This is a genomic window from Ruminococcus sp., assembly GCF_016287535.1.
Classification (GTDB): domain Bacteria; phylum Bacillota; class Clostridia; order Oscillospirales; family Ruminococcaceae; genus Ruminococcus.
Window position 1 is genome coordinate 41,450 of record NZ_JAEFAJ010000011.1, and the last position, 24,163, is coordinate 65,612.

The 24,163-nt window shown below is 46.7% G+C and carries 20 protein-coding genes; 5 read left to right on the plus strand and 15 right to left on the minus strand.

Features of this window, described 5'->3' with window-relative positions; translation table 11 throughout:
- Position 1: 1 nt before the first annotated feature.
- The 8 genes from QZZ36_RS06320 to QZZ36_RS06355 form a co-directional block, all read right to left on the minus strand.
- Entirely contained in the window at positions 2 to 925 is a 924-nt protein-coding gene (locus QZZ36_RS06320; RefSeq protein WP_295078567.1) for a hypothetical protein, read from the minus strand.
- Positions 926 to 1,027: 102 nt separating this feature from the next.
- The gene (locus tag QZZ36_RS06325) at positions 1,028 to 3,268 is read right to left on the minus strand and encodes a hypothetical protein (protein WP_295078569.1); all 2,241 of its coding nucleotides are present in this window, start codon (positions 3,266 to 3,268) and stop codon (positions 1,028 to 1,030) included.
- Between the two features lie 413 nt (positions 3,269 to 3,681).
- A complete protein-coding gene (locus QZZ36_RS06330) occupies positions 3,682 to 7,119 on the minus strand; it encodes a cohesin domain-containing protein (protein WP_295078572.1) in 3,438 nt (1,145 codons plus the stop codon).
- 60 nt (positions 7,120 to 7,179) lie between these two features.
- The gene (locus QZZ36_RS06335) at positions 7,180 to 8,844 is read right to left on the minus strand and encodes a hypothetical protein (protein WP_295078575.1); all 1,665 of its coding nucleotides are present in this window, start codon (positions 8,842 to 8,844) and stop codon (positions 7,180 to 7,182) included.
- A gap of 97 nt (positions 8,845 to 8,941) precedes the next feature.
- A complete protein-coding gene (locus QZZ36_RS06340; RefSeq protein ID WP_295078578.1) occupies positions 8,942 to 9,811 on the minus strand; it encodes a cohesin domain-containing protein in 870 nt (289 codons plus the stop codon).
- A 554-nt stretch (positions 9,812 to 10,365) separates the two neighbouring features.
- The gene (locus tag QZZ36_RS06345; RefSeq protein ID WP_295078581.1) at positions 10,366 to 11,628 is read right to left on the minus strand and encodes a CapA family protein; all 1,263 of its coding nucleotides are present in this window, start codon (positions 11,626 to 11,628) and stop codon (positions 10,366 to 10,368) included.
- Positions 11,629 to 11,924: 296 nt separating this feature from the next.
- Positions 11,925 to 12,929 (minus strand): tRNA dihydrouridine synthase DusB, encoded by a 1,005-nt coding sequence (gene dusB, locus QZZ36_RS06350; RefSeq protein WP_295078584.1) that lies wholly within the window; start codon positions 12,927 to 12,929, stop codon positions 11,925 to 11,927.
- Positions 12,922 to 13,413, minus strand: a complete 492-nt coding sequence (locus QZZ36_RS06355) for a GtrA family protein (RefSeq protein WP_295078587.1) — start codon at positions 13,411 to 13,413, stop codon at positions 12,922 to 12,924. Before QZZ36_RS06355 ends, dusB begins: the two co-directional genes overlap by 8 nt.
- A gap of 407 nt (positions 13,414 to 13,820) precedes the next feature.
- On the opposite strand from QZZ36_RS06355, the gene QZZ36_RS06360 reads away from it, so the two are divergent.
- Positions 13,821 to 14,282, plus strand: a complete 462-nt coding sequence (locus tag QZZ36_RS06360; protein ID WP_295078590.1) for a hypothetical protein — start codon at positions 13,821 to 13,823, stop codon at positions 14,280 to 14,282.
- Between the two features lie 12 nt (positions 14,283 to 14,294).
- The gene (locus QZZ36_RS06365) at positions 14,295 to 14,501 is read left to right on the plus strand and encodes a helix-turn-helix transcriptional regulator (RefSeq protein WP_295078593.1); all 207 of its coding nucleotides are present in this window, start codon (positions 14,295 to 14,297) and stop codon (positions 14,499 to 14,501) included.
- 33 nt (positions 14,502 to 14,534) lie between these two features.
- Here the strand turns inward: QZZ36_RS06365 and QZZ36_RS06370 are convergent, their stop codons facing one another.
- Both QZZ36_RS06370 and QZZ36_RS06375 read right to left on the minus strand, forming a co-directional pair.
- A complete protein-coding gene (locus tag QZZ36_RS06370; protein ID WP_295078596.1) occupies positions 14,535 to 15,185 on the minus strand; it encodes a DUF3592 domain-containing protein in 651 nt (216 codons plus the stop codon).
- An 87-nt stretch (positions 15,186 to 15,272) separates the two neighbouring features.
- Positions 15,273 to 17,090 (minus strand): phosphoenolpyruvate carboxykinase (GTP), encoded by a 1,818-nt coding sequence (locus QZZ36_RS06375; RefSeq protein ID WP_295078599.1) that lies wholly within the window; start codon positions 17,088 to 17,090, stop codon positions 15,273 to 15,275.
- Positions 17,091 to 17,602: 512 nt separating this feature from the next.
- On the opposite strand from QZZ36_RS06375, the gene QZZ36_RS06380 reads away from it, so the two are divergent.
- Positions 17,603 to 17,791, plus strand: a complete 189-nt coding sequence (locus QZZ36_RS06380; RefSeq protein ID WP_295078602.1) for a DUF6472 family protein — start codon at positions 17,603 to 17,605, stop codon at positions 17,789 to 17,791.
- Here the strand turns inward: QZZ36_RS06380 and QZZ36_RS06385 are convergent.
- Positions 17,788 to 18,321 (minus strand): hypothetical protein, encoded by a 534-nt coding sequence (locus QZZ36_RS06385; protein ID WP_295078604.1) that lies wholly within the window; start codon positions 18,319 to 18,321, stop codon positions 17,788 to 17,790. The two genes, QZZ36_RS06380 and QZZ36_RS06385, sit on opposite strands and share 4 nt — an antisense overlap.
- A gap of 126 nt (positions 18,322 to 18,447) precedes the next feature.
- Here QZZ36_RS06385 and QZZ36_RS06390 point away from each other — a divergent pair, with 126 nt between their 5' ends.
- Positions 18,448 to 19,611: a CPBP family intramembrane glutamic endopeptidase gene (locus QZZ36_RS06390; protein ID WP_295078607.1), complete on the plus strand. Its 1,164-nt coding sequence runs from the start codon at positions 18,448 to 18,450 to the stop codon at positions 19,609 to 19,611.
- A gap of 8 nt (positions 19,612 to 19,619) precedes the next feature.
- Positions 19,620 to 20,072: a nucleoside deaminase gene (locus tag QZZ36_RS06395; RefSeq protein ID WP_295078610.1), complete on the plus strand. Its 453-nt coding sequence runs from the start codon at positions 19,620 to 19,622 to the stop codon at positions 20,070 to 20,072.
- A gap of 5 nt (positions 20,073 to 20,077) precedes the next feature.
- Here QZZ36_RS06395 and QZZ36_RS06400 read toward each other — a convergent pair whose 3' ends face one another.
- From QZZ36_RS06400 to rimI, 4 genes are all read right to left on the minus strand, one after another.
- Positions 20,078 to 21,067, minus strand: a complete 990-nt coding sequence (locus QZZ36_RS06400; RefSeq protein WP_295078613.1) for a hypothetical protein — start codon at positions 21,065 to 21,067, stop codon at positions 20,078 to 20,080.
- Entirely contained in the window at positions 21,060 to 22,502 is a 1,443-nt protein-coding gene (locus QZZ36_RS06405; RefSeq protein WP_295078616.1) for a spore germination protein, read from the minus strand. Before QZZ36_RS06405 ends, QZZ36_RS06400 begins: the two co-directional genes overlap by 8 nt.
- Before the next feature lie 80 nt (positions 22,503 to 22,582).
- The gene (tsaD, locus tag QZZ36_RS06410) at positions 22,583 to 23,602 is read right to left on the minus strand and encodes a tRNA (adenosine(37)-N6)-threonylcarbamoyltransferase complex transferase subunit TsaD (protein ID WP_295078619.1); all 1,020 of its coding nucleotides are present in this window, start codon (positions 23,600 to 23,602) and stop codon (positions 22,583 to 22,585) included.
- A gap of 84 nt (positions 23,603 to 23,686) precedes the next feature.
- Positions 23,687 to 24,142, minus strand: coding sequence for a ribosomal protein S18-alanine N-acetyltransferase (gene rimI, locus QZZ36_RS06415; RefSeq protein ID WP_295078622.1), 456 nt, complete (start codon positions 24,140 to 24,142; stop codon positions 23,687 to 23,689).
- Between the last annotated feature and the right edge of the window lie 21 nt (positions 24,143 to 24,163).

Sequence of the window (24,163 nt, forward strand, 5' to 3'; positions counted from 1 at the left end):
ATTAGTCTTCCTTCTTTCTGAGAACAAATGCTGTACCTACAGCTACTGCGAGGCCTGCTACTGCGAGACCTACGCCCTTTTCGCCTGTCTTAGTTGCGTTGTTCTTATTTGTAGTAGTTGTTGTAACCTTCTTAGTTGTTGTAGTTACCTTCTTAGTTGTTGTAGTTGTAGGAGGTGTTGTTGTAGTTGTTGTAGGAGGTGTTGTTGTAGTTGATGTAGGAGGTGTTGTTGTAGTTGTTGAAGTTGTTGTTGTTGTAGGAGGTGTTGTAGTTGTTGTTGTAGGAGGTGTTGTAGTTGTTGTTGTAGGTCCAACTACCTCGATGTAGCCCTGCTCGATACCGTTTGTGAATACCCAAGCCTGCATGAGCTGACCTTCGTCGTTCTGTGCTACGTTTGTGAAGAGGTCCTTAGCTGTCTCTGTGCTCTTGTACATGATATTTACTTCATACTTGTCGCCAACCTTAGCGTCTGAAGGAAGCTTTAAATCAAATTCCCAGAGAACGCCGTCTCTACCTGTGTTCTCAGGTGAGCCAGTTGTTACAAAGAAACCGTGATCGCCGTTCTTTGTCATATCCTTGCTCTTGAGCTTCTTACCAGCATCGCCGAGCTCAGCGATATCGCCGTCTCTCTCAACGAGAGTGAGCTTTGAGTCATAATCTACATGGAAACCTGTAGGAGCGTATTTGCCCTCAGCATCCTTAACGGTAAGCTGCATAGTAACAGGTGTAGCGATGTCGCTAATGTTAACCTGCTTCTGTGAAAGTGATACTGTAGGCTTGATCTCTGACTTAGTTGGGTCATACTTTGATGTATCATACTTATCGCCTGTTGCTGAACCAGCAAAAGCAGTCATAGCTGAGCCTGTAAGAGCTACAGCAGATACAGCGAGTGCTGCGATAGCACTCTTAAATGCATTCTTCTTCATTGTCATTATTTCCTTTCAGATATAATATATTATATATGTTCTCTGCCGCCGCAAATCGGCGGCAGATTAAACATTCTCAGTGTTGACCGATATTATCAGTCATTAGTTCTTGGCTGTTGCAGTAGCCCAGAGCTCCTTGTTTGACTTGGAAGCGTTATCCTCTGAAGATCTTAATGTGTAGAATCTCATGATCTGTGATGAATCAACTGCGTCAATAACTCTTGCATTCTTTCTTGCAAGTCTTGTTACAGGAGGATCAGCATCAGGATTTACATCGCAGAGGAATGCAGCGAACTCTTCATACTCGCTTGTTGTACTTGTTACGAGCGGGCTTGATGAGAGATTAACTTCGCTTGACTTCTTGCCGCCTGAAAGCTCTGTGTAGTATCTGAGTACCTGTGAAGCGTCAACTGCGTCTGCATAACCGTCGAGGTTTGCGTCGCCCTTAACACCGATGAGTACATCGATAGATGCGCTGAGACCAACATTGTCCTTAGCAGGCTTGCCGTCTACATAGATCTGTACGCTGTACTTGAACTTGTCATTGCCAGCCTTGTATGTATTGGCGGGTGTAGCTGTACCGAAGCTGATTCTGTCAGCTGAGACATCCTCTACCTTATCAGTCTCTGCCTTGTTTACCTTATTGCCTTCAGCGTCTGTGTAGCCTTCAACATAGATTGTGTGGAGCTTAGCGTTCTGAACCTGCTCCTTATCGAAGCTCTCTTCGATATTGCTGTAGTAAGCTGTATCTGTATCGTAATCGAGATACTGCTTAACAACAGAAGTTGTAACAGTTGTTGTTACGGGTGTAGTTGTAACTGATGTAGTTGTTGTATTTGTTACAAGAACTCTTTCGATCTGAAGGTCAACGTCGCCGATCTCCTTGGTCTTGAGACCTGAAAGATCTGCAGCAGCTGTGATCTTCTTGTAAGAATTAACAAGAACGTAGCCCTGCTTAGCAAGGTATTCTGTTAACTCCTTGATCTCCTTGTCGCTTTCGGGAACTGTAAATGTAACTGTGCCCTTAGCGCCTTCTGTTTCAGCCTTGATGTTCATGAGGCTGTCTGCAAACTTACCTGCATCAGCAGCGGAGATATTGATTCTGTTGCCTGTAGCCTCCATAGCCTTTGCATAGATCTTGAGAACATTCTCATCAGCAGCGATATCAGTTGCTTTTACGGGGATCTGCTGAGCAACTCCCCTAGCAGCCAGATACTGATTTACTCTTGCGATCATCTCAGAAACATTTGCGAAAGTCTTAACGCGCTTATGAGAGTTGAGGAAGTATGTAACCATTCTGTCTCCCTCACCTGCAGCCTTGATGAACTTATCGATCTTCTCATCGTACTTCTTCTGAAGCGTATCAGCAAGTGACTTCTGGAACTTCTTCTGGATGCCCTTGTCGCCTGCTGCCTTGATAGCCTTTAAGCTGTCCTGGAAGAACTTGGGAAGCTGACCAAGGTAATATGTCTTGCCGTCGTTGCACTTGTACTCGAACTCAGCAGAAACTGTTGTACCCTTGTTTATGTCAGAACCGTTGATTGTAAGTGTGAAAGTACCGCCAACCTTTGTAGGCTCTTCCTCTTCCTCTGTCTCAGTGAAGTCGATATCTGAAAGCTCGATAGCAACATAGTCCTGAGCGATATTCTTGATGGTCTCGTTGTCAAGCTCTTTTTCCTTGAGGCTTGTGAGATCACTGATTGTCTTTACGTCGTCGCTTGCAAGTTCGGGAATATCGTACTTGTCAGCGAGATCCTGACGAACCTCTTTATCGATAGTTGAAAGGTCGATATTCTTGAGTTCCTCAATATCTATGCCTTCGGGAATGATAGACATATCAAATCCCTCAGGAATTTCATACTTTGGAGCCATTGCGCGTCCAGGAGCCTTCTTGGGAGCCTTTGACGCATTATTCATTTCATTCCTGATTACTTCATTGAAATCAGGCTCAGCGATCTTACCTGTGATAACAACGTCAAGGTTTGACTTTACGTTGTACTCGATATCGCTTACGAGACTTAATGCATACTCTGCAACGTCCTTGTAATCGCCTGCCTTGCTGATAATGTCAGCAGCATAGTCATTGATGTCGATTTTACCGCTCTTACCCTCAAATGAAGCAAAATGATGAGCCAGATTCTTGTTCCACCTGGATACTGTCTGGTCAGCGGGGATATAAAGCAGATCCTCTATAGTTACTCCGCTCTTCTCCTCTGCCTGAACTTTTACGGTACCTGCAACATCGTTTGTTGATACAGCGTTTGCGTAAGTAAGACACTGTGTGAGAGCCAGCGGAACAGCTGCTGCTGCTGCGATTGCCCTCTTGAATAATGAATTCTTCATCGTTCTATACCTCTCTAACATGTTTATTCCCCTTTTGCCCGAGACACGTCTTGGTCACAAGTGGCCCCGTGCATTAGGCTAAATTTCGGGGGGGTGCAATCTGCGTAAGAGTACAATTCGCCCCAAAATTCATAACTACATTTTATCACACAAACAACAATAAGTCAAGCAGAAGTACGCATTTTTTTCAAAAATAATTGACGATTAATATTCCGCATTTTTGTGCTTATTTCACAATATGCACCATAATTGAGCGTAATATTTTCGGTTAAATGAACTTTTAGTATTATTTATCGCGTTTTCGGTTCATTATTTTAGCTTCAGCATACCTATTATAGCACTTATTCTCATATTATGTCAATCGGTAATAATTGTAAAAAAAAGCAGGCCTTTCGGCCTGCTTTTTATTCAGATTATGAACCTTCTTCCTCGGTTTCTGTGCTCTTGACCAAATCCTTCCATATCTGACCATTTGAATACTCAGAATATGCAGATGATGATCTTCTTGCGTAGAATCCAAGGATCTGTGAAGAGTCAACTGAGCTTATCTCTCTGTTATTCTTCTTTGTTGACCAGTTGCCTGCATCCCATTCATTCTCGGTTACATCGCCGAGGAATGCTGCAAAGTCTTCAAATAACGAAGCGCTGCTCTCCGGAACTTTAAGTCCGTTAGCGTTTGCATCACAAATACTGAAGCCTGAAGGAACATTTCCGTTAACTGACAAGAACGCATAGTAAGAAAGCGCAATTGAGCAGTCTGTTGCATCTACCATGTTGCTGAGAGTGATATCACCCTTAACACCGATAAGTGCAGTGATGCTGAGTGCAGCACCGGTTGAATCTACCAGCGGCAGATCACCGTAGTATGCCTGAACATCGTACTTGAATTCCTCCATTGTTACATCCTTGTCTGTGTGATGCTCAACAGAATTGTATACGCTCTCAGGTGTTGCGCCGTGGAAGTTGATCAATGAATAATCAAGATTCTTTCTAACGACTGACTGACCGTTATCGTAAACGTCTACGATACTGATAGCCTTTACCTGACCAGCCTGGAATCCACCGTTTTCACCATTGTCATGGCTGAAGTAGAAACCAACTTCGGTATCAATTGTTGCATAAGCTCTTACCCAGCCTGCAGAAGTTGAGGTTGTAGGATAAAGAGTTGATGTAACTGTGCTTGTTGTAGTATTTGTTGATGTGCTCGAAGTTGAAGAAGTGGTCGATGTTGTCGGACCGCTTGTCGAACTTGTTGTCGAGCTTGTTGACGATGTTGTCGTCTTGCTTGAAGTCGAAGAAGTGGTCGATGTTGTCGGACCGCTTGTTGAACTTGTTGTCGAGCTTGTTGACGATGTTGTCGTCTTGCTTGAAGTCGAAGAAGTGGTCGATGTTGTCGGACCGCTTGTCGAACTTGTTGTCGAGCTTGTTGACGATGTTGTCGTCTTGCTCGTTGTTGTAGTTGTGGTTGTTGACGTTGTAGTTGTAGTAGGTGTAAGAACCTTTATCTCGCCGCCTACAACAAAGATCTTGTCTGCAATATTTACAGCCTTATCGCCTGAAGCTGAAAGATTCTTGATATCCACAGGGATAGAACCAGCCTTAGCGTCGTCATTGATCTTGTAAGTAAGCTCAACTACTGTCGAACCGTTAGCAGCAGAGTGTCTTTCACCCTTGCCGTCAAAGAACATAAGTCTTATCTGGTCTTCGCTCTTTAAAATATCAGCGCCGTAAGCGGACTTGTCGCTTACACCTGTGAGCTTGACACCGTCGCCTGCTACCATATCAAACATAGCGCCGCTGATAGCGAGTGCATTGTTTGAAGGATCGTAAACCTTAACCTTGATCTTGACCTCATCACCGGGGTAGCCTTCTGCGCTGCCTACCAGCCAAGCAATATCCTTATCCTGAGGAATGGTTATTGTTGTTGATGTGCTTGTAGAAGGATCTACGCTGCTGATTGTGGTTGTAGTAGGCTTAGTTTCTCCGGACGATGTTGTAACTGTAGTTACGGTAGAAGTTGTAACTTTTCCGATTGTGATGGAACCGTCCTCAAACTTCACCTTTGAAGTTACGTTAACGCCCTTTTCAGCGCTTACAGTTGTATCCTTCCACTGTACTGCATAAGTACCAGCAGCAGTATCTTCAGGAATAGCAAAAGTAAGTGTCATGATAACTGTACCGTCAGCCTCAGCCTTACCTGTTCTCTTAGCGAAGAGGTAAACATTCTGCTCAGCGTTCTTTGAGAGCTCTGCGCCGTAAGGAGTACCCTTGATCTCACTCAGAGTGATAGGAGTCTTAGCTGAGATACCGAACTGACCGCCTGCGATAGCGAGGTCAGAAGTTCCCTTAACGGTAACCTTGAGGTCAACGCTCTTTGTGCCGGGCTCAACAGTAACATCATCGATGTCCCATGTGATACCGTCAGTAGTAACGTCTGAACCTACCTTGATAGTACCGTCAACGAACTGTACCTTTGAAGTGATATTCTGTGATAATGCGTTGCTGACGCTCTGATCAGCCCACTTTATCTTGTATGTGCCTTCTTTACACTTTTCGTCAACCTTGAATGAGAGCTTGACAACAGTCTTGCCGTCTGCTGCTGCTACAGCTGCTGAACCCGGCTTGCCGAACATAAGGATGCCCTTGTCGATGTTAGCGCTTATAGCTGCATCATAAGCCTCTGATTTCTCAGAAGATGCTGTGAGCTTGATATCGTCAGTCTCTGAAACGATTGCGAACTGTGCGCCTGCGATAGCAACTGCTGCGTCTGCTGAATCAACAACAGCGCTGAGCTGTACTGTATCGCCGGGCTTAGCGTTCTCTGTACCGAGAACCCACTTGATCTTGCCATCAGCTGATGGCTTCTTAACTGTAATGGAACCGTCCTTGAATGTTACCTTTGAAGTAATATTCTGAGCCTTTCCGTTACTTACAGTCTGATCTGACCACTTGATGTTATATTTGCCCTCAGCGCAATCTGTAGGAACAACATAAGTAAGTGTCATGATCTCAGCCTTATCGGCTGCAACTACGCCGTCCTTAGCGAACTTTGAGAAGAGGAACGCAGGATTGGCACCTGTGTTGTTGACCTCGATCGTAGCGTCGTAAGCTCCGCCGTCCTTTACGGAATCGAACTTGACAGGTGAATCAGCGCTTATAACGAACTGACCGCCTGCAACTCCTATTGCGGAACCTTCTGTATTGTTGACATAAGCCTTGAGAGTAACCTTCTCGCCTGGCTCAGCTGTAACATTGTCAAGTACCCACTCAACAGAACCGTCCTCAGCGTCTTTCTTGACATTGATTGCACCATCTGTGAATTTTACCTTGTCTGTTACATTTACGCCCTGGGGAGCACTTACTGTACCCTCAGACCACTTTATGTCATATTTGCCCTCCGCACAATCTGCGGGGATAGTGAATTTAAGAGTACCAACTACAGAATTCTCTGCAGCTACCTTACCCTTTACACCACTAAAAAGAAATGTATTTTCGTCTGCATTGGAAGCAATATTGTAACCGTATGCATTACCTGTTACGATTGAATCGAACTTAATCGGCGAGCCAGCTTTGATTGTAAACTGTCCGCCTGAAACCTCAAGGCTTGAACCCAGTGCAACAATTGGCATTGTGACCGTCTGGCCGGGTGCTGCTGTTACTGTCGGGATCTTCCATTCAACTGTTCCGTCTGCAGCGAATGTCTTAGCAGAAACATCCAGTACTTCGCCCATACTAATGTTAGGCTGCTCGGCAGTTAAACTACCGGCAGCACTAACTGACGAAGCAAATGCACCTGCCATGAGCGATACGCTCATGGCAACGGATGTAACTGCAGAAAGCAGTTTCTTCATCAGTGCATTTCCTTTCCGAGCATTACGCTCTTATTAAATTAGTACGTTCTTATACTGTTCTCAAACGGGAAGCTTGTCGATGTACTTGAGGCAGAACTTTGTGAGTGTCTCCTGGTCGTCAGCATCGATCTTAACGCCCTTAGGATCTACTGCACCTTCCTTAGCCTGAGGAGCGTTAACGTCAGCGTTAACCTTACCCTGAGCTGTGAAGTAATCGATTGTGTTGTCGTTGAGGTATGTGAGTACGAGAACAACGTCACAAACGTCTACAGCGCCGTCGCAGTTAGCATCGCCCCATACAGGAGTGAGCTTGTCGCCAGGTGTTGTAGTTGTTGTAGTTGTACCTGTAGGAGGTGTAGTTGTTGTAGTTGTAGTAGTAGTTGTTGTTGTCTTGTCAGATGTAACTGTAGTAGTTGTAGTTGTTGTTGTTGTAGTTGTTGTGATTTCCTTTTCACCAACTGTGATCTCGAAAGGAACAAATGATGTCTCGTAATTGAACTTTGTGCTGTCCTTGAATACCTTGCACTGGCTGTCGAAACCTACTGTGTAAGTTCCGTCTGCTGTACCTGCAGGGATTGAAACAACGAGTGTGAATGCAGCCTTGCCGTCTGTAGGAACGAGAGGCTCACCGTCTGTACCTGTTGATGTGAAGTTTGCACGGTACTCGTCGAGGTTTGTAGAAACCTTCTTGTTGCCGAGAGCAGCTGTCTTGCCGCCGATAGCAGTGATCTTGATCTGCTCGGAAGCCTTGAACTGAACGTCCATAGCTGATACAGGCTTGCCGCCAGCTGTTACGTTAGCGAATACTGTGATCTCGTCGCCAGCCTTAGCTGAAACTGTAGATTTACCGTTCTCATCAACGAAAGCGAAGCTGATGTCAGCGTTTGTTGTCTGACCGCCGCCTGTTGTAACTGTTGTAGATGTTGTTGTAGGCTGAGTAGCAGTTGTTGTTGTAGTTGTAGGTGTTTCGCCGCCGTCCTCAACAACCTTGATTGTCATTGTCTCAAGCTTGAGGTTCTTGCCCTCTGTGGTGAATCTTGTCTTTTCGCCTTCAACCATAGGTGAGGGGTTGTTGTTCTTGCCTGAAGCATCTGTGTTGTACTCACAGTACTTGAGTGTGTAAGTACCAGCTGCGATGTTCTGGGGAATAACTGTATCGAATACATAGAAAGGATATGAATCGGACTTATCGCCAGCCCAAGCATAATCCTCACCGTTACTCATCCATGAGCATCCAATGTAGTAATTGTCGGTACCAGCTGCGGTCTGGGATGAATCTACACCGAATACATAGAGACCAGCTGCTGAATAACCGTCAAGCTTATTGTAATTACCTGCAAATGAGATATAGTTATCGCACTTGAAAGTTGAACCCTTGATTGAATATTCCTTCTCATCGTCTGTATAGGACTCTGTAGGATCGTGAAGCTGGAACTTGATATCCTTTGAGTCTGTTGTTATAGAAACGAGAAGTGAATCAGTTGAATTATCAACGCCTTCTGAATAGTAAACTGCCGAAGGAAGAACATAACCGCCAGCAGGGATATCCTTCTTATTGATTGTTACGGAGGACTGAGCATCAGCTGAAGCTGGCTTGCTGATGTCATATGTTTTAATAGCAAAGCCCTTGGAAGCATCAGCAGCGCCTACTGTTGCAGGTACTACTGCACTTACCAGTGATGCAGCCATACACAGTGATGTGACTGCAGAAATTAACTTTTTCATTTGTAATAATTCCTTTCTTTAGGTTTTTACGCCTATTAATAAAACATAAATTGGGTTTGTATTCCTTTGTAAGGGGGACAAATCAGATAATCTCGGATCAGAGCTCAGTTATGAGCTTGAGCAGGAACTTCTGGATCTTGAGAGCATCATTTGATGTAAGACCCGCAACGTCTTCATCAACATCGCCGTTGAGCTGACCCTGTGAAGTGATATGCTTGGAGTCTGTACCATCCAAACCATACTTATTCGGGTTAGCGAGGCTCTGCATGATGAGAACCGCATCTCCCATATCGATCGTACCGTCACAGTTTGCGTCACCGCGAACGATCTTGCTCGTAGGCGGCTGAGTTGTTGTAGTTGTAACGATTGAGCCTACTGTTACGCTGCCGTTAGAAACCGCTGTTGCGATCTTGACAGGCTTTCCGTCCTTCTCATAGCCACAGCCGATGTCTCCGTTTGAGGAGCCTGAACCCGCGTATGTCTCACGACTGATAGGAACAATCTTGAGAGCTGATTCTGTACCGTTTGCTGCACCGCTTACGACAGTACCCTTGATAGTACAGAACACGCCGTCGCCCTTGAGCCAGTACGAAGCGTCATCAGTAGAAGTGGACCAGATCATGCTCACATAACCCTCTGATTTGTTGATTGAGCTTTCAAAGAGAGGTGAGAGTGATGCTGACTTATCAGCTGTCTCTGCGCTCTTGTTTATGAGAGCTCCCTGTTCAACGGATTCGATTGTGAGCACCTTGCTGTCATAAGTTACAGCAAAGTCGAGTGCCTGGATACCGGAAGATGGGATATCAGCCAGTGATACATCCACCGAGAAAGCTGCACCTGCCTCTGCGCTTGTTTTGCCAACGGATATCTGCACTGTTTCGCCAGCAGCTGCAACAGGTGCAAGTGAGCAGACTGAAAGTGAAAGCATCGCAGCCAATGCTCCGACGACTACCTTTTTTGTCTTCATTATTTTTTCCTCCTTCTTCAATAATGTTATATAACAAAGGAACGGGTATGCCCCTTTTATTATATCTTGTCTTTTAGCAGCGGATCTGTCTTTCCGCCCTCTCTGCAAAACCATGTTCACTAATATACGAATGAAATGTTCACCGATATACGAATGAAATCGTGCCAAGCGGACGGCTGAAAGCCGCTGCCAGTCATACAGACGAGACTAAAGCTTTCAAGGCTGCGGTTACGGCGGACCCTGTACAGATCCGGCGTTTGTCCACGCCGCTCTGAAGCTCCCCTCTGCCGTCAGTCCGTGACTGAAACATGCTCTGCACGCAGTGATTTTGTCATAAGACGCACCACACTGCCGTGATGAGATACTTAATCCCAAATCTATATTTATTCATGATTTCATTATATATCAGGTCTAAAAAAAAGTAAATAGGTTCATATCGTTTTTGGTATTTTACATAAACAGTAAAAGTAATTTTTGCACGGTTTGCACAATGAGTTTTTTTCTCAAAAAAGCCATTTTAAAGCTGCTTTTGAACGAGAAATGAATTTATCAAATTATTTGTTCAGCTTGCGGAATTCCGGCGGAATCGCCTCATCTATTATGCGGTTTATGACGTCCCAGCCGAAGTCCGTATAAGTGCCCTGAGGCACCGCATAAGGCAGACCGTGACGCTCTGCAAGCTCCGGTGAATATTTGCTGTATGGATAGACCTTCATATTGGAGAAACCACCCTCGTAATGGACGACCGTCGGAATGCATCCAACGTCCTCAAGACTCAGTTTGCCGGTCTCTCCGTCAATAACTATATCAAAGTCTGCAAGCTCTCCGACAACATTGAAGTTATCCGTCTGAGCGCAGATGAAATTTCCCATTGAGTAGTAAACGAAGCCTTTTGTGCCGTCCTCACGCTCGATCCATTCCATTGTCTGAGCTGTGTGGGTATGGCAGCCGAGTATAACATCGGCGCCCCAGTTCACCATTTTATTTGCAAGCTCGATCCTGTCCTCGCTGACCACGTTCGTATCTTCAGCGCCCCAGTGAGCAGAGACTATTACCACGTCAGCCAGCTCTCTTGCTTCCTTGATCTGTCTTTCGATGACGTCCTCCTCTTCGTTCTTTATCACACGGAGAGGCACATCGTCGAGCAGCGCATCGAAGCCGTTTATATGGGCTGCATAGGCAAGAAAAGCAATCTTTACGCCGTTCACCTCGCGTATGCGTATACGGTTCGCGTCATCTTCATTTAAGTAGGCTCCGAGGACTGTGAGGTCATTTGTCGCCGCCTTCCTGTTCCAGAAGTTTATGGACTCCTCAAGACCGTCGGTCCCCATATCGAGCAGATGATTGTTTGCCATTGTGAAAACGTCAAAGCCGAGGTCGATAACTGCGTCAGCGACCTCCGGCGGCGAATTGAATATAAGGACTCCGCCTTCAGCGCCTCTTACCTCGTTGCTTTCGGAAATTACCGTTTCCTGATTAAGAATAGCAAGATCAGCGTCCTGAATGAGATACTTGACCTCGGAATACAGGGGCTTGAAGTCGTAACCGCTGCCGCCTGCCAGCTCACGGGCATTTACCATGACTGAATGATGTATAAGATTGTCGCCTGCAGCCGTTACGTGAACGACCTTATCCGGCGGAAGCGTTGTAGGCTCCTCGGTAGTTTCCTCCGGAACCGTAGTAGTTGTTGTTGTTTCGGATACAGACTGCTTATTTCCGTCAAGTTTTCCGACTATATTTCCACAGCCTATACCGCCTGCGACCAGTGCGATAAGAACCACCAATGCACCGGCAGCACGTCCTTTTCTAAGTTTCATAAAGGTCTCCTTTGCAAAAGCAGTATAAAAACGCCACAAATATACCACTTTTCAAATCATATTATATCACATATTTTTCGATTTGGCAATTACAAATTGTATCAAACTTAAATGAGTTTACAAGCTGTTTTATTCAGCAAAAGATTAAATCTTATTTGAGAACGTCGATTCTACGCCAAATTTCAGCTTCCAGCTTTATTATCGACTAAAATTTGTTCATTCATACGAAATTTTTGTTCACAATTTGTGCACACCGACAAAAAGCACTATTTTTGTCCTTTATGTATATGAAATATTTACACTTTGTTGATTTCTCTGTTTCTCTGAAGCTCAGTAAATTCAGCTGCAAGCTCTTCCGCTTCCTTGTATGATGAAAGCTGATAGCAGCGTCCGCGGAACTTCGCTGAGCCGTAGTACCCGTTCATGTACCATGCAGCGTGCTTTCTCGCCTCGTGCATAGCCAGCTCCTCACACTTTTCGCTAAGTTCAAGAATAAGTCTTATATGCTCAAGCATGACCCGCATTTTTTCTTCAAGGCACGGCGGCTCGTAAGTCTCTCCGTGCAGCTTTGCCGCTATTTCGCGGAATATGAAAGGGTTGCCGTAGCTTCCCCGTCCTATCATAACAAGGTCGCAGCCAGTGCGGTCATACATTTCCGAACAGGAGCGGAAGTCCGTGATGTCACCGTTCCCGATGACCGGGATATTTACCGCTTCCTTAACGGCTTTTACCACGTTCATATCCGATTCGCCGCTGTAAAACATATCCCTTGTACGCCCGTGTACCGCTATTGCCGCAACGCCTGCCGCTTCAAGAGCTTTTGCCATTTCGGGAGCGTTGATACTGTCCTTGCTCCATCCGCTGCGTATCTTCACGGTAACAGGAGTTTCGCCTGCAGCTTTTACAGCGGCTTCCGCGACAGCTGCCGCCAGCTTTGTGTCCTTCATAAGCGCGGAACCGGCTCCCGTACCGACCACCTTCGGCACAGGGCAGCCCATATTTATATCTATTATATCAGGCTTGTAGTCAAGGACTATCTTTACTGCCTCAGCCATAAAATCGGGTTCATTGCCGAAGAGCTGCACCGCCATCGGGCGCTCTCCGTCCGTGACCGTACACAGCTCCGCCGTCTTGCGGTCGCTGTAGCATATGCCCTTTGCGGACACCATTTCGCTCACAACATAGGCGGCTCCGTACTTCTTGCACATAAGCCTGTAGGCGCGGTCGGCAACTCCCGCCATTGGTGCAAGGGCGGCAGTCCGCTCTATGGCGACATTCCCTATTTTCAGAGTATCAGTCATTGTTCTGCTCCACAGAAGCTTTTTCCTTGTTTTTGAACACAAAGATCTTGCTGAGGATATAATTCGCAATGAAAATAATGACCTGACTCGCCAAAGTGATGAATGTCTTGTTTACGCCGAGCCAGTCGCAGAATATGAGGAATATGACCTCCTCCATAGCGAGGGTGGCAAATCTTGCACCGTAAAACGAAGCGAAGACCTTCCAGAACTCCTTTGCGTTCTTGGTCTCATTCCTGAAAACATACTTCTTATTCGTGAAGAAAGCAAAGGTCACCGAGCATATCCACGAAAATACCACTCCTGCTGTGCTTTCCCACTTGGGGTTACCGGGTACGAGCCAGAAAAGCAGTAATTTGGTCACAATAGAGACTACGGTGGTAAGTCCTCCAAAAACGAGGTAAAGCCATTTTTCTTCATATTTATAGTATATTTTTTGCAGCCGCTCCGGAAGTTTCGAAACGAACCACTTGATGAACTTCTCCATTTTCTCTTTCCTTTCAAAAAACAATGCTTTATAATAATAGCAGTTTACGGAAGGAAATGCAAGCCCTTTTCTGTGATTTCCTGTTATTTGTCCACTTTTTCGTGAAATTTGTCTTAATCACCTCCTCATGTAACAAACGGATCACCGTTGATAACTCAGACGCTTCATAGCGAATAATATTCCGTAAGGTATATTATCACATTTATATTACAATTCGTCAAGTGGTGCCTTTGTTGAAATTGTATATCTACAGGTTGGCTTTTATTTCCAACCTGTGCAGTCTTACAATATTTAAAGTAATACTTTAAAAACTTATTGACTTGCTTTAATTTACGTGCTATAATGCATACATCAGCTGATAAAAACTTTAAAAGCTTAAAGTGATACTTTAAAAAGGAGATGTTGTTATGAACAAAATGATATCCGAAAAACTGAAAAAACGTACCTTTATCGACACCGTGCTGAGCTGTATTCTCTGCTTTGCAGCTCTCGGAGCAGCTGTATGGCAGTTCATTCGCTTTGCAGGCAATACGCTCCTCAAGGAGTACCTGACCAACAGCCTGTACTCTCTCATAATATTCGCCGAGCTGGGACTTCTTGCGCTGATACTCCTTGAAATACGCAAAACAGGCAAGCCGTTCTCAAAGAAGATAATAACAAAGCTCCGCATTATGGCAGTTGTCCTGTTTGCAGGCGGCCTTATACCGTCCTGTTCGACTATACCTTTAGACGACAGCCATTTCGCAGTGTCCTTATCCTTTGATATGCAGAATATCCTTCTGATCGCATTAGGCGTCATAATCGGCATTATATCCGAGGTTTTCGTATACGGTCTCAGTCTTCAGGAAGACAACGACCTGATAGCGTAAAGGCGGTGCGGCATGGCAATAATAATCAGACTTGACAAGATGATGGCTGACCGAAAAATGTCGCTGAACGAGCTCGCCGAAAGGGTGGGTATGACCAACGTCAACCTTTCCAACCTGAAAACCGGCAAGATGAAGGGCATACGCTTCGAGACCATGAACGCTATATGCGAGGCTCTCGACTGTCAGCCCGGCGACCTTTTTGAACATACCAAGGACTGAAAAAGCTCCCCGAATGGGGAGCTTTTCATGCCCTTACTTCTTTATCAGCATTTCGATTATATCCCATATCAGATCAAATCCGGTTTTGCCTATAATTAATATAAATGCTCCCAGTTCTTTCCTTGCTGATATGCCGTTCTCACGCTTCTTTTTATATTCCTTTGTTCGAGAATAAACGATGAGTCCTATTATAGCAAACAAAAAGAAAAATATGTGCATGACAAAATTGAATCGTTCTTTCTGCGTTCTCGAAAATCCAAGTGTTAACGGCATGGTCATTACAAGAACTATCACACATAACGCAAAGAGTATTACAGAGACGATCATATAATTCCGCCAAACAAGCTGAGGCTCTTTATCGCCTTTAACATATGAATGTCGCGGCTTGTTTTTATCGTACATAACAGTCACCGACTGTCCTTCCTGATAGCTTCCCCCTTCTTCGATTGTGCGCATAGAAGTTTTATATTGCCTGCCGCCAACAGAATAAACAACTTTCAGAGTATAAACAGTCTTTTTCTCTTCGCTGTCAGGCTCTTTATAATCCTGCTTCGTGACTTTTACTATCTCCCCGTCCGCCTCAGATGTAAGTGACGATATATCCTTTTTCTGTATATACCAGTGTATCATATACAACATAAAAAGTGCAGAAACTATAGTTATACACAAGTATAAAATAAACACAAAATCCCCCCTATATTCCCTGTTTGTACGATAAAAGGCTGCCGCAAAGCGACAGCCCTTATATTTGCAAGTTGCTTATATCAAAAATTACTTGTTAAGATTTGCTTCGATCATGTCGAGCTCATCATAGAGTGCCTGCGGGATATTGCCGCCCTTCGCCTTGATGTCCTCGTCATAGTATCTTCTCATCTCAGCGATCTCCTTCTTCCACTCGTCCTTATTGACTGTGAGGAGCTGCTTGAGAGCAGAAGGTGTTACCTCGTCCTCGATGCCCTTGAGGTTGATATCCTCAGGCTTGGGGAGGTATCCGATAGGAGTCTCAACAGCGTCAACTTCGCCGTCAACTCTCTTGATGATCCAGTCAAGAACTCTCATGTTCTCGCCGTAGCCGGGCCAGAGGAAGTTGCCCTGGTCGTCAGTTCTGAACCAGTTTACATTGAAGATCTTAGGAGCCTTGCTGCCGAGTCTTGCGCCCATTTCGAGCCAGTGTGCCCAGTAGTCGCCTACATTGTAGCCGATGAAGGGCTTCATAGCCATAGGATCGTGACGGAGCACGCCTACTGCGCCTGTTGCAGCAGCTGTTGTCTCTGAAGATACAGCTGATCCGATGTATGTACCGTGTGTCCAGTCGAATGACTGATATACGAGAGGAGCTGTCGATGCACGTCTGCCGCCGAAGATGATAGCAGATACAGGAACACCCTCAGGATTGTTGAACTCAGGAGAGATGCAGGGGCAGTTCTGAGCGGGAGCTGTGAATCTTGAGTTGGGGTGAGCAAGCTTCTTGCCCTCAGCTACCCAGGCCTCACCGTCGCACTTGATACCTGTCCACTCTGTAGCGTCCTTAGGCGGATTCTCGTTGAGCTTCTCCCACCATACAGTGTTGTCGCTGTTGTCGAGAGCAACGTTTGTGAAGATAGCACCGTTCTTTGTACAAGCAAGAGCATTGTAGTTGGACTTTGCGTTTGTTCCGGGAGCAACGCCGAAGAAGCCGTTCTCAGGGTTGATAGCGTAAAGTCTGCCGTCCTTGCCGGGCTTCATCCATGCGATATCATCGCCGACTGTGAATACCTCATAGCCGTCCTTCTTGTATCCCTCGGGCGGAATGAGCATTGCAAGGTTGGTCTTTCCGCAGGCTGACGGGAAAGCTGCTGTGATATACTTAACCTCTCCGTTGGGCTTCTTGAGACCGAGGATAAGCATGTGCTCAGCCATCCATGCCTCGTTCTTGCCCTGGAAGGAAGCGATACGGAGTGCGAAGCACTTCTTGCCGAGGAGAACGTTTCCGCCGTAGGCAGAGTTGATAGACCAGATGGTATTCTCCTCAGGGAACTGAACGATGTATCTCTTCTCAGGATCAACGTCAGCCTTTGAGTGGAGACCTCTTACGAAATCATCGGAGGTATCGCCGAGGTTCTCGAAAGCCTGCTTGCCCATACGTGTCATGATGTTCATATTGAGAACAACGTAGATGGAATCAGTTACCTCAACGCCGACCTTAGCAAGAGGAGAACCAATAGGACCCATTGAGTAAGGGATAACATACATTGTTCTGCCCTTCATAACGCCCTTGTACATAGGTGTGAGGAGAGCCTTCATCTCGTCGGGAGCCATCCAGTTGTTTGTAGGACCTGCGCCTTTCTTTTCCTTTGAGCATATAAATGTTCTGTCCTCAACACGGGCAACGTCGTTGGCGCGTGTTCTGTGATACAGACAATTCGGATACTTCTCGGGATTGAGCTTATACATTTTGTCCCAGCTGTCGTCGGGGAGTGAAGTAACTTCCTCGATAAGTGAGTCGATCTGCTCCTTTGAGCCGTCGATCCATACTACCTTATCAGGCTGGCAGAGAGCGATCATCTCGTCAACCCACTTTAATACGTTGGGATTTTTTGTCAATGACATTTTATAATACCTCCTAAAAAGATTATCGGATAATTATGCGAAAAAAAATCGCAAAAAACAGAGCGTCAGGCAAAAGCCAAACGTTCCTCTGATACTATTATATCTGTTTTTTGTCAATGTGTCAATAGTCATTTACGGTATTTTTTAGGAATAGCAATATTACCTAAAGTTATTGCATTTATTGCTCTGTGCCCTTTAAAATGTACAAGAAGAAGCGGTAAACCGTTATGATGATATATAAAAAAGCGCACGTTGTTATATTTTTGTCAATAACCCGCACGATTGATATTTCCCATAATATATGCTATAATAGATCATAATTTTGCTTCGCAAAATTATGATCTAGTTTAGAGTTGAGAATTGAGAGTTGACAGTTGTGGTGTATCGCCTGCGGCGATATAATTTAAATAATATGAGCGCAGCGAACTCATTAACTCTTAACTCTCCACTCTCAATTCTCAACTAAATCAAAATTTAGCAAAGCTAAATTTTGATTTACGGAAGGAGATAATATGGAAAAGAAAAAAGCTACAAACTGCGAGACCTGCACTAACTATGTCTACGATGAGGACTACGAATGCTACGTCTGCATGGTCAATCTCGACGAGGACGAGATGTACCGTTTCCTGCAGGGCACCAACTATGCCTGTCCCTACTACCGCCTCGACGACGAATACGGCGTTGTCCGCCACCAGAACTAACTAATAATGTGTCTGCCGGCAGTGCCGTCCGGGTAAAGCTCTGCCGCCTCCGCAGCACCATATTCACACAGCTCGCCAAGGACTGTTATTATATCACATTCCGGAGCTATCCCCTGCTTTACCGCCTGTCCGGCAATGCCTAATAGCTTTTCCGTGTCATTCTCTTCAAGGAGCTTCCTGCCTTCGTTGCAGTATACCACCCTGCACGACGGCGACACCTTCCATTCTCTGAGCATTTCACCAAGTATACTGCGGCTTTCCTTCCCGTCAACGATAATGAGTTCGGTATAGCCAGTGAATATATCCCTGCCGTTTTTAAGTCCGGCATTTTCTTTTGCAGAACCGATATCATTTCCGGTGGCAGTGACAGTGCCGTCCTCAGCGAAAAACGCGAAGGTAAGCTCCTTTTCAGCACCTCCGTTTACTGCAAACGCACGAAGGTAACTTCTCTCGTGTATCCTCCCGGCGGAACAGCCTGTCATCAGAGCCGTTAAAAGCGGTAACACTGCGGCAAATATCTTTTTTTTCATAGCTCCTCCATAGATAATTGTTTTATCGGATTAACTGTTTGTTCATATAAATACACTAAAAAATCTACATTGTTTCCCCTGAAATATGATATTATATAAATTGAGATATTGTAGGGAGGTGAGCCAATGAAAGTCTCAGACACCTCAGAAGATACTGTAATAGATGTTGTCGAGCAATTCGACTATTCTACACAGAATGAAGCATATAATGAAAACTATATCACATGGCGGAGAAAAATAGATATCCCCTATGCCTTCAACTTCACACGCAACCGCAAGGAAAGTGTTTTCGTGGAAGGAAAAGGCTTTGAAAATAAATCCTTTCCCGTTGCCGAAGAGGAATGTATCGGAAAGATAATGAATATTGCCGGAATAGCAATGTTCATATGGATAGTTGTTGACAACCTGATAAGCCGCATTGGTGTTGCTGTCTTTGACGTCATCGGCTTCGATATACACACTTCCTTTGTAAGTACAGCTATATCAGGCGGCAGCACCGAGATAGTCACCGCCCTTATCCTTATTTCACTGTTCAGGATGCTGATACCTGCACATTACCTGCGCCGCAAGCTGAAAATGCCGAAGCGCGTGGAATTCATGACTACGCTGAACCATGCCTCGGATATGTTCGGAGCTATATTCATGGCTCTTGCGGTAAGCGCGATAACAAGTCTTCCGAGCATTTATACCAACAGAACAAGGGACGTTTTCAATTACTTCCGCGATATAAACGCAGACGCATCCGTATGGGATCAGGAACAGTTCGTTATCTATACGATATTTGATATCATAATCATATCCGTATTGTCAGAGCTGTTTTTCAGAGGAGCTATATTCGGAGCACTCAGGCAGTTCGGCGATACATTTGCGATAATAGTCACATCAGTAATGTCGGGACTTCTCGTTCAGGATTTCCGTGAAATGCCGGCTGCACTTATGATATCCGCCGTCGCTTCAATAGGTATGCTGCGGAGCGGCTCCATATTCACAGCCATATTCGTGCAGGTGATATTCAAGATGTACCGCCTCGCACTGATACTTGTAGAGGCAGATACCACGGATTCGCTTCACCTTATGCGAAACGGATTCATACTTATCGTATTTGTTATCGGCGCTGCCGGAGCAGTTCTTCTGTACCTTTTCAGAAGAGGCAACGACGTCCACAGGATAGCGGACTTCACCTCGGAACTGTCCCTGAAGGAACGTCTCCTGACGGCTTTCAGAACTTTCCCCGTTTCAGCTGATATATGCCTCTGTATACTTGCAGCTGCAATAAAGATAATCGTTTAGGAGTATAAATGGAAAAATATATGCGGCGTGCCCTTGAGCTTGCTAAGGAAGCCTTTGACGAGGGCGAGGTCCCTGTGGGAGCTGTTGTTGTAAAAAAGACCACCGGCGAGATAGTCGGCGAGGGAAGAAATATGCGTGAGGGAGCAAAGAACGCCCTTGCTCACGCAGAGCTCATAGCTATCGACAGCGCCTGCCGCAGACTCGGCGGCTGGAGACTTCCGGAATGTGCGATATACGTCACCCTTGAACCCTGCCCCATGTGCTGCGGCGCCATAATCAACTCACGTATAGACGACGTTTTCTTCGGCGCTTATGATCTCAAAAGCGGCTCCGCGGTATCGGTGCAGAAAATGTTCGAGCTGCCATACAATTACCGCCCTGAAGTCACAGGCGGGATAATGGAAAAGGAATGTGCAGATATACTGTCGGATTTTTTCAGGCAGCTCAGGCAGAAAAAATAAATACATCATCTATCCGCTTGCTTCGGCAGCGGATTTTTTATTGTCCTAAGAACTGTCAGCAGCATTACCGCAGCCAAAGCTGCCGCACGCAGAAGTATGAGTTCCCGTCCCGATATCAGCAGAGCGGCTCCGATAATAAGGACTGTCACCGCACTGCTCCGCCAGCGCCGGAATTTCGGGAACAGCTCTTTCAGGAGACAGGAAGCCGTCATTACCTGCACAGTTACCGCGAACACCGCGAATGATACAAATACCACAAGGAAAACAGAGTCTATGCGCTGCGCTTCAAACGGCTGCGAGAGCTGGGCGGCTGTTATCACGGGGAAATCAGTTATATCCGCTATCCCTCCCGAAACAGGCAGGGCAGTCAGCAGCACTGCCGCTGTAAGCGCCGCCTTTGCCCCGAAATATACTGCCGCTGCACTGCTGCGGCTCCCTCTGACCTTTCCGGTCAGCACAAAAAAGCTTCCAAGCCCGCCGCTGAGCGCGAAGCCTCTCATGAATTCATAGATATAACTGTGTGTTTCAGGGCGGCTGATATTGTTCCAGTCAGCATTGAACACCGCGCTGCCGAAGTCGATGACAATACACAGCAGCCCTGCCGCAGCAGCTATAACAGCCGCACGTGACACCGCTCTTATCCCCGTAGAAGAACTGTAAAGACATACCAGCGCTATAAGTCCGGCTGTGAGCAGTCTGCCCCACAGTCCGAGCCTTTCCTCATAGGGGATATATATGGCACTGCCGGTCCGCCACAGCGACGAAAAAAGCGTACCGCCGAAAAACAGCAGGTATACAAGAAACAACATCTTCTGTCCCTTTGTATCAATACCGCCGTACTGCGTGAACGAAAGCGCCATAAGGAACTGCACCCCTGCTGCCGAAAGGATACCGCCAAGTGTAACAAGGGATATGCTCCCTCCGGTACAGAAGAGGCAGAATGCGTCTGTTATGAGCAGCATAGCCGCAAGCTGATACTTAGATATGCTATTCATGGTATTCCTCCACAGTGAAGCCCCGGTCCTGCATTTTCTTTATATCGCTGCGCACAGCCGTATCCCCCATGCCTGAGCTTTTGAACGGTGACAGCGGCGTAGTATAAGGGAAACCGTAATCCTCGGTAGCGCATATATTCACAAGGACCGCACAGGCAAGCAGGCTTATGCCGAAAAGTCCGAGCGTACCGCCTGCTATGATGAAAGCAAAACGCAGTACGGTTATCTGCGGATCCAGCTCAGGTACTACAAGTCCGCCAAGTACAGCAAGAGCGGTCATAGTGAGCAGCGGAGTGCTGACAAGTCCGGAGTTTACCGCAGCGTCGCCTATGATAAGACCGCTTATTATACTCACCGCCCCGCCGGCAGGCTTCGGAAGCCGCACACCTGCTTCCCTTACCATTTCATACATCAGCAGCACAAAAAGCGATTCCGTTACTATGGACAGCGGAGCTTTTTTCTCCGCTTCCACAAGGAGCATGAACAGCGTACTGTTGAGCAGCTCCGGGTGATACATGACTATCGCCACATAGAAAGAAGGCAAAAGCACAGCCGCAAGGAAGGCAAGATATTTCAGCCAGCGTATGAATGTACTGTAATAGGGCTTGAAGGCGTAATCGTCAAGTGTCTGGAAGCTCTCGCAGAAAAGCCGGGGTATCACTACCGCATACGGAACGCCGTCAACGAATATCGCAGCCCGTCCCTCAATAAGCTTCGAGCATAGAACGTCGGGACGCTCAGTAGTGCCTGCGGAATCAAAAAGCTCAAAGCTGCCGTTCTCTACAAAGGGGCGGATATATCCTGTTGTGAGAACCGCTTCGGTATCCATCTCTCCAAGTGAGCTTTTTATCTTGTCTATGAGCTCCTGCGGGACACGGTCCTTCATATAGCACAGGCACAGGTCGGTGCAGCTCATGCTGCCCTTTGTGAAAATCTCCATGACCAGCTCCGGACTTTTCAGTCGCCTGCGTATCTGTGACATATTCACACGGATCGTTTCCGTAAAGCCCTCATGGGCTCCCATGATGTTGCCCTCACCTGAGGGCTCCTGCACTCCTCTTGAAGCATAGCCCTGCACTCCGAACGCAAGACCGCTTTCCATGCCCTCTGCCAGCAGTACGGCAAAGCCTGAGTTCATAAGCCTGAACAGAGTATCGTAGTCATTCACCTCAGGTCGGTCCGTGGATAAAAGCAGCTCCTCGGATATATAATGGAAAAGCTCTCCGGGGCTGTTCTTTTTTTCAATACCCGTTATGGGCTCGAATATGAGCTCGGTTATTACCGACGCCGAGACCATACCCTCGCAGCAGAGCAGAGCGCAGTGTATACCTCCTGTGACAAAACGGTTTATCAGCACATCGGAGGAACCCCCGGAAACACGGCGTATTTCGGCTATACTGTCATCAAGAGACGGCAGCAGTCCCCTTTCCTTCATACGTTTCACCTCAGTGCTATTATGTCCGGGAAGAACCGCATATATACAAAAAAAGCCGCACCTGAGTGCAGCTTTTTATCTTACTTTTTGCTGAGGTCGTCCATAGACAGAGTTGCCACGGCGTTAAGGCTCTCGTCGGCGGTTATGCCTGCAAGCAGGTTATAGCTTCCCTGACAGGCTATCATAGCGCCGTTGTCACCGCAGAGCTTCTTCTCCGGCATATAGAACTCGAAACCGCGCTTCGCACAGGCTTCCGACAGTGCGGCGCGTACTCCGGTATTTGCGGAAACGCCTCCTGCAAGTGCCACCTTTTTATAGCCGAGCGCTTCGGCGGCACGGACGGTCTTGTCTGTGAGTATCTCCGCGATAGTCGCCTGAAGACTTGCCGCAAGATCGTTCCGGTTTATGTCTGTCCCCTTCTGCTCAGCGTTGTGGAGAAGGTTTATAACATTTGTCTTCAGTCCGGAGAAGCTGAAATCGAACTCGCTTCCTGCCACAGCCGGGTGAGGCAGCCTGAATGCGTTACTGTCGCCTGTCTGCGCGGCATTGTCTATATGTACTCCGCCGGGATACGGAAAGCCCATAGCCCTCGCGCACTTGTCAAAGCACTCTCCTGCCGCGTCATCGTGAGTTCTTCCCACTACATGGAAATCGGTATAGCCGAGGACTTCTATTATATGACTGTGACCGCCGCTTGCCACAAGACAGAGGTAAGGCGGTTCAAGCTCCGGGAATGTCAGATAGTTCGTTGCGATATGGCCTGCTATGTGATGTACCGGTATGAGCGGCTTTCCAGAGGACATGGCAAGAGCCTTTGCGAAGCTCACTCCCACAAGGAGAGCGCCTATAAGTCCGGGAGCGTAGGTAACAGCTATGCCGTCGAGGTCTGAGAGCTTCACCTGAGCCTCGTCAAGAGCCTGACTTACAACGCCGAGGATATTCTCACAGTGTCTGCGTGAGGCTATCTCCGGTACTACTCCGCCGTACTTTCTGTGCTCCTCTATCTGTGTGGATACGACTGAAGAGAGTATAGTCCGGCAGTCCTTTACCACGCTTGCGGCGGTCTCGTCGCAGGAGCTTTCTATTCCGAGTATAAGCATACTTTAACTTCTTTCTTTTTTATTTACTTATGTAGGGACATACACGGGCGAACACTGTTCGCCCCTACACTTAGTTCTTAGCTCTTAGGTCTTAGTTCTATCAAGCACCATAACGTCAGCGTCCTCAACAGGGTCACGGTAGAACCTTTTCCGCACCCCCACCCTTTCAAAGCCGAAGCTCTTATAAAGAGCGACAGCTGCGGCATTGGACTGCCTTACTTCAAGGGCTATAGTCTCCACGCCCTCCGGTATGGCTTCAAGAAAAGCTTCCATAAGCATTTTCCCCACACCCTGTCTGCGGTACTCAGGAGCAGTCGCCACAGTGAGTATCTCTCCCGTATCCGCGGCTGTAAAGCCGGCTATAAGCCCTGCGAGGCTCTCGCCGCGGTATGCCGCAAGAACTATGCCGCCGTCCTTTTCAGCTTCTGAGCGGAAGTCCTCCGCGGACCAGCCGTCCCCGCCGATACAAAGCCTGTCAAGAGCGGACAGCGCCTCGTAGTTTAATTGAGAATTGAGAATTGAGAATTGAGAATTATTCATCGGTTCCTGCCCTTTTATGTG

Coding starts and splice junctions, on each gene's coding strand:
- QZZ36_RS06320 (WP_295078567.1), bottom strand. CDS start 925: ATGAAGAAGAATGCATTTAAGAGTGCTATCGCAGCACTCGCTGTATCT.
- QZZ36_RS06325 (WP_295078569.1), bottom strand. CDS start 3,268: ATGAAGAATTCATTATTCAAGAGGGCAATCGCAGCAGCAGCAGCTGTT.
- QZZ36_RS06330 (WP_295078572.1), bottom strand. CDS start 7,119: ATGAAGAAACTGCTTTCTGCAGTTACATCCGTTGCCATGAGCGTATCG.
- QZZ36_RS06335 (WP_295078575.1), bottom strand. CDS start 8,844: ATGAAAAAGTTAATTTCTGCAGTCACATCACTGTGTATGGCTGCATCA.
- QZZ36_RS06340 (WP_295078578.1), bottom strand. CDS start 9,811: ATGAAGACAAAAAAGGTAGTCGTCGGAGCATTGGCTGCGATGCTTTCA.
- QZZ36_RS06345 (WP_295078581.1), bottom strand. CDS start 11,628: ATGAAACTTAGAAAAGGACGTGCTGCCGGTGCATTGGTGGTTCTTATC.
- dusB (WP_295078584.1), bottom strand. CDS start 12,929: ATGACTGATACTCTGAAAATAGGGAATGTCGCCATAGAGCGGACTGCC.
- QZZ36_RS06355 (WP_295078587.1), bottom strand. CDS start 13,413: ATGGAGAAGTTCATCAAGTGGTTCGTTTCGAAACTTCCGGAGCGGCTG.
- QZZ36_RS06360 (WP_295078590.1), top strand. CDS start 13,821: ATGAACAAAATGATATCCGAAAAACTGAAAAAACGTACCTTTATCGAC.
- QZZ36_RS06365 (WP_295078593.1), top strand. CDS start 14,295: ATGGCAATAATAATCAGACTTGACAAGATGATGGCTGACCGAAAAATG.
- QZZ36_RS06375 (WP_295078599.1), bottom strand. CDS start 17,090: ATGTCATTGACAAAAAATCCCAACGTATTAAAGTGGGTTGACGAGATG.
- QZZ36_RS06380 (WP_295078602.1), top strand. CDS start 17,603: ATGGAAAAGAAAAAAGCTACAAACTGCGAGACCTGCACTAACTATGTC.
- QZZ36_RS06385 (WP_295078604.1), bottom strand. CDS start 18,321: ATGAAAAAAAAGATATTTGCCGCAGTGTTACCGCTTTTAACGGCTCTG.
- QZZ36_RS06390 (WP_295078607.1), top strand. CDS start 18,448: ATGAAAGTCTCAGACACCTCAGAAGATACTGTAATAGATGTTGTCGAG.
- QZZ36_RS06395 (WP_295078610.1), top strand. CDS start 19,620: ATGGAAAAATATATGCGGCGTGCCCTTGAGCTTGCTAAGGAAGCCTTT.
- QZZ36_RS06400 (WP_295078613.1), bottom strand. CDS start 21,067: ATGAATAGCATATCTAAGTATCAGCTTGCGGCTATGCTGCTCATAACA.
- QZZ36_RS06405 (WP_295078616.1), bottom strand. CDS start 22,502: ATGAAGGAAAGGGGACTGCTGCCGTCTCTTGATGACAGTATAGCCGAA.
- tsaD (WP_295078619.1), bottom strand. CDS start 23,602: ATGCTTATACTCGGAATAGAAAGCTCCTGCGACGAGACCGCCGCAAGC.
- rimI (WP_295078622.1), bottom strand. CDS start 24,142: ATGAATAATTCTCAATTCTCAATTCTCAATTCTCAATTAAACTACGAG.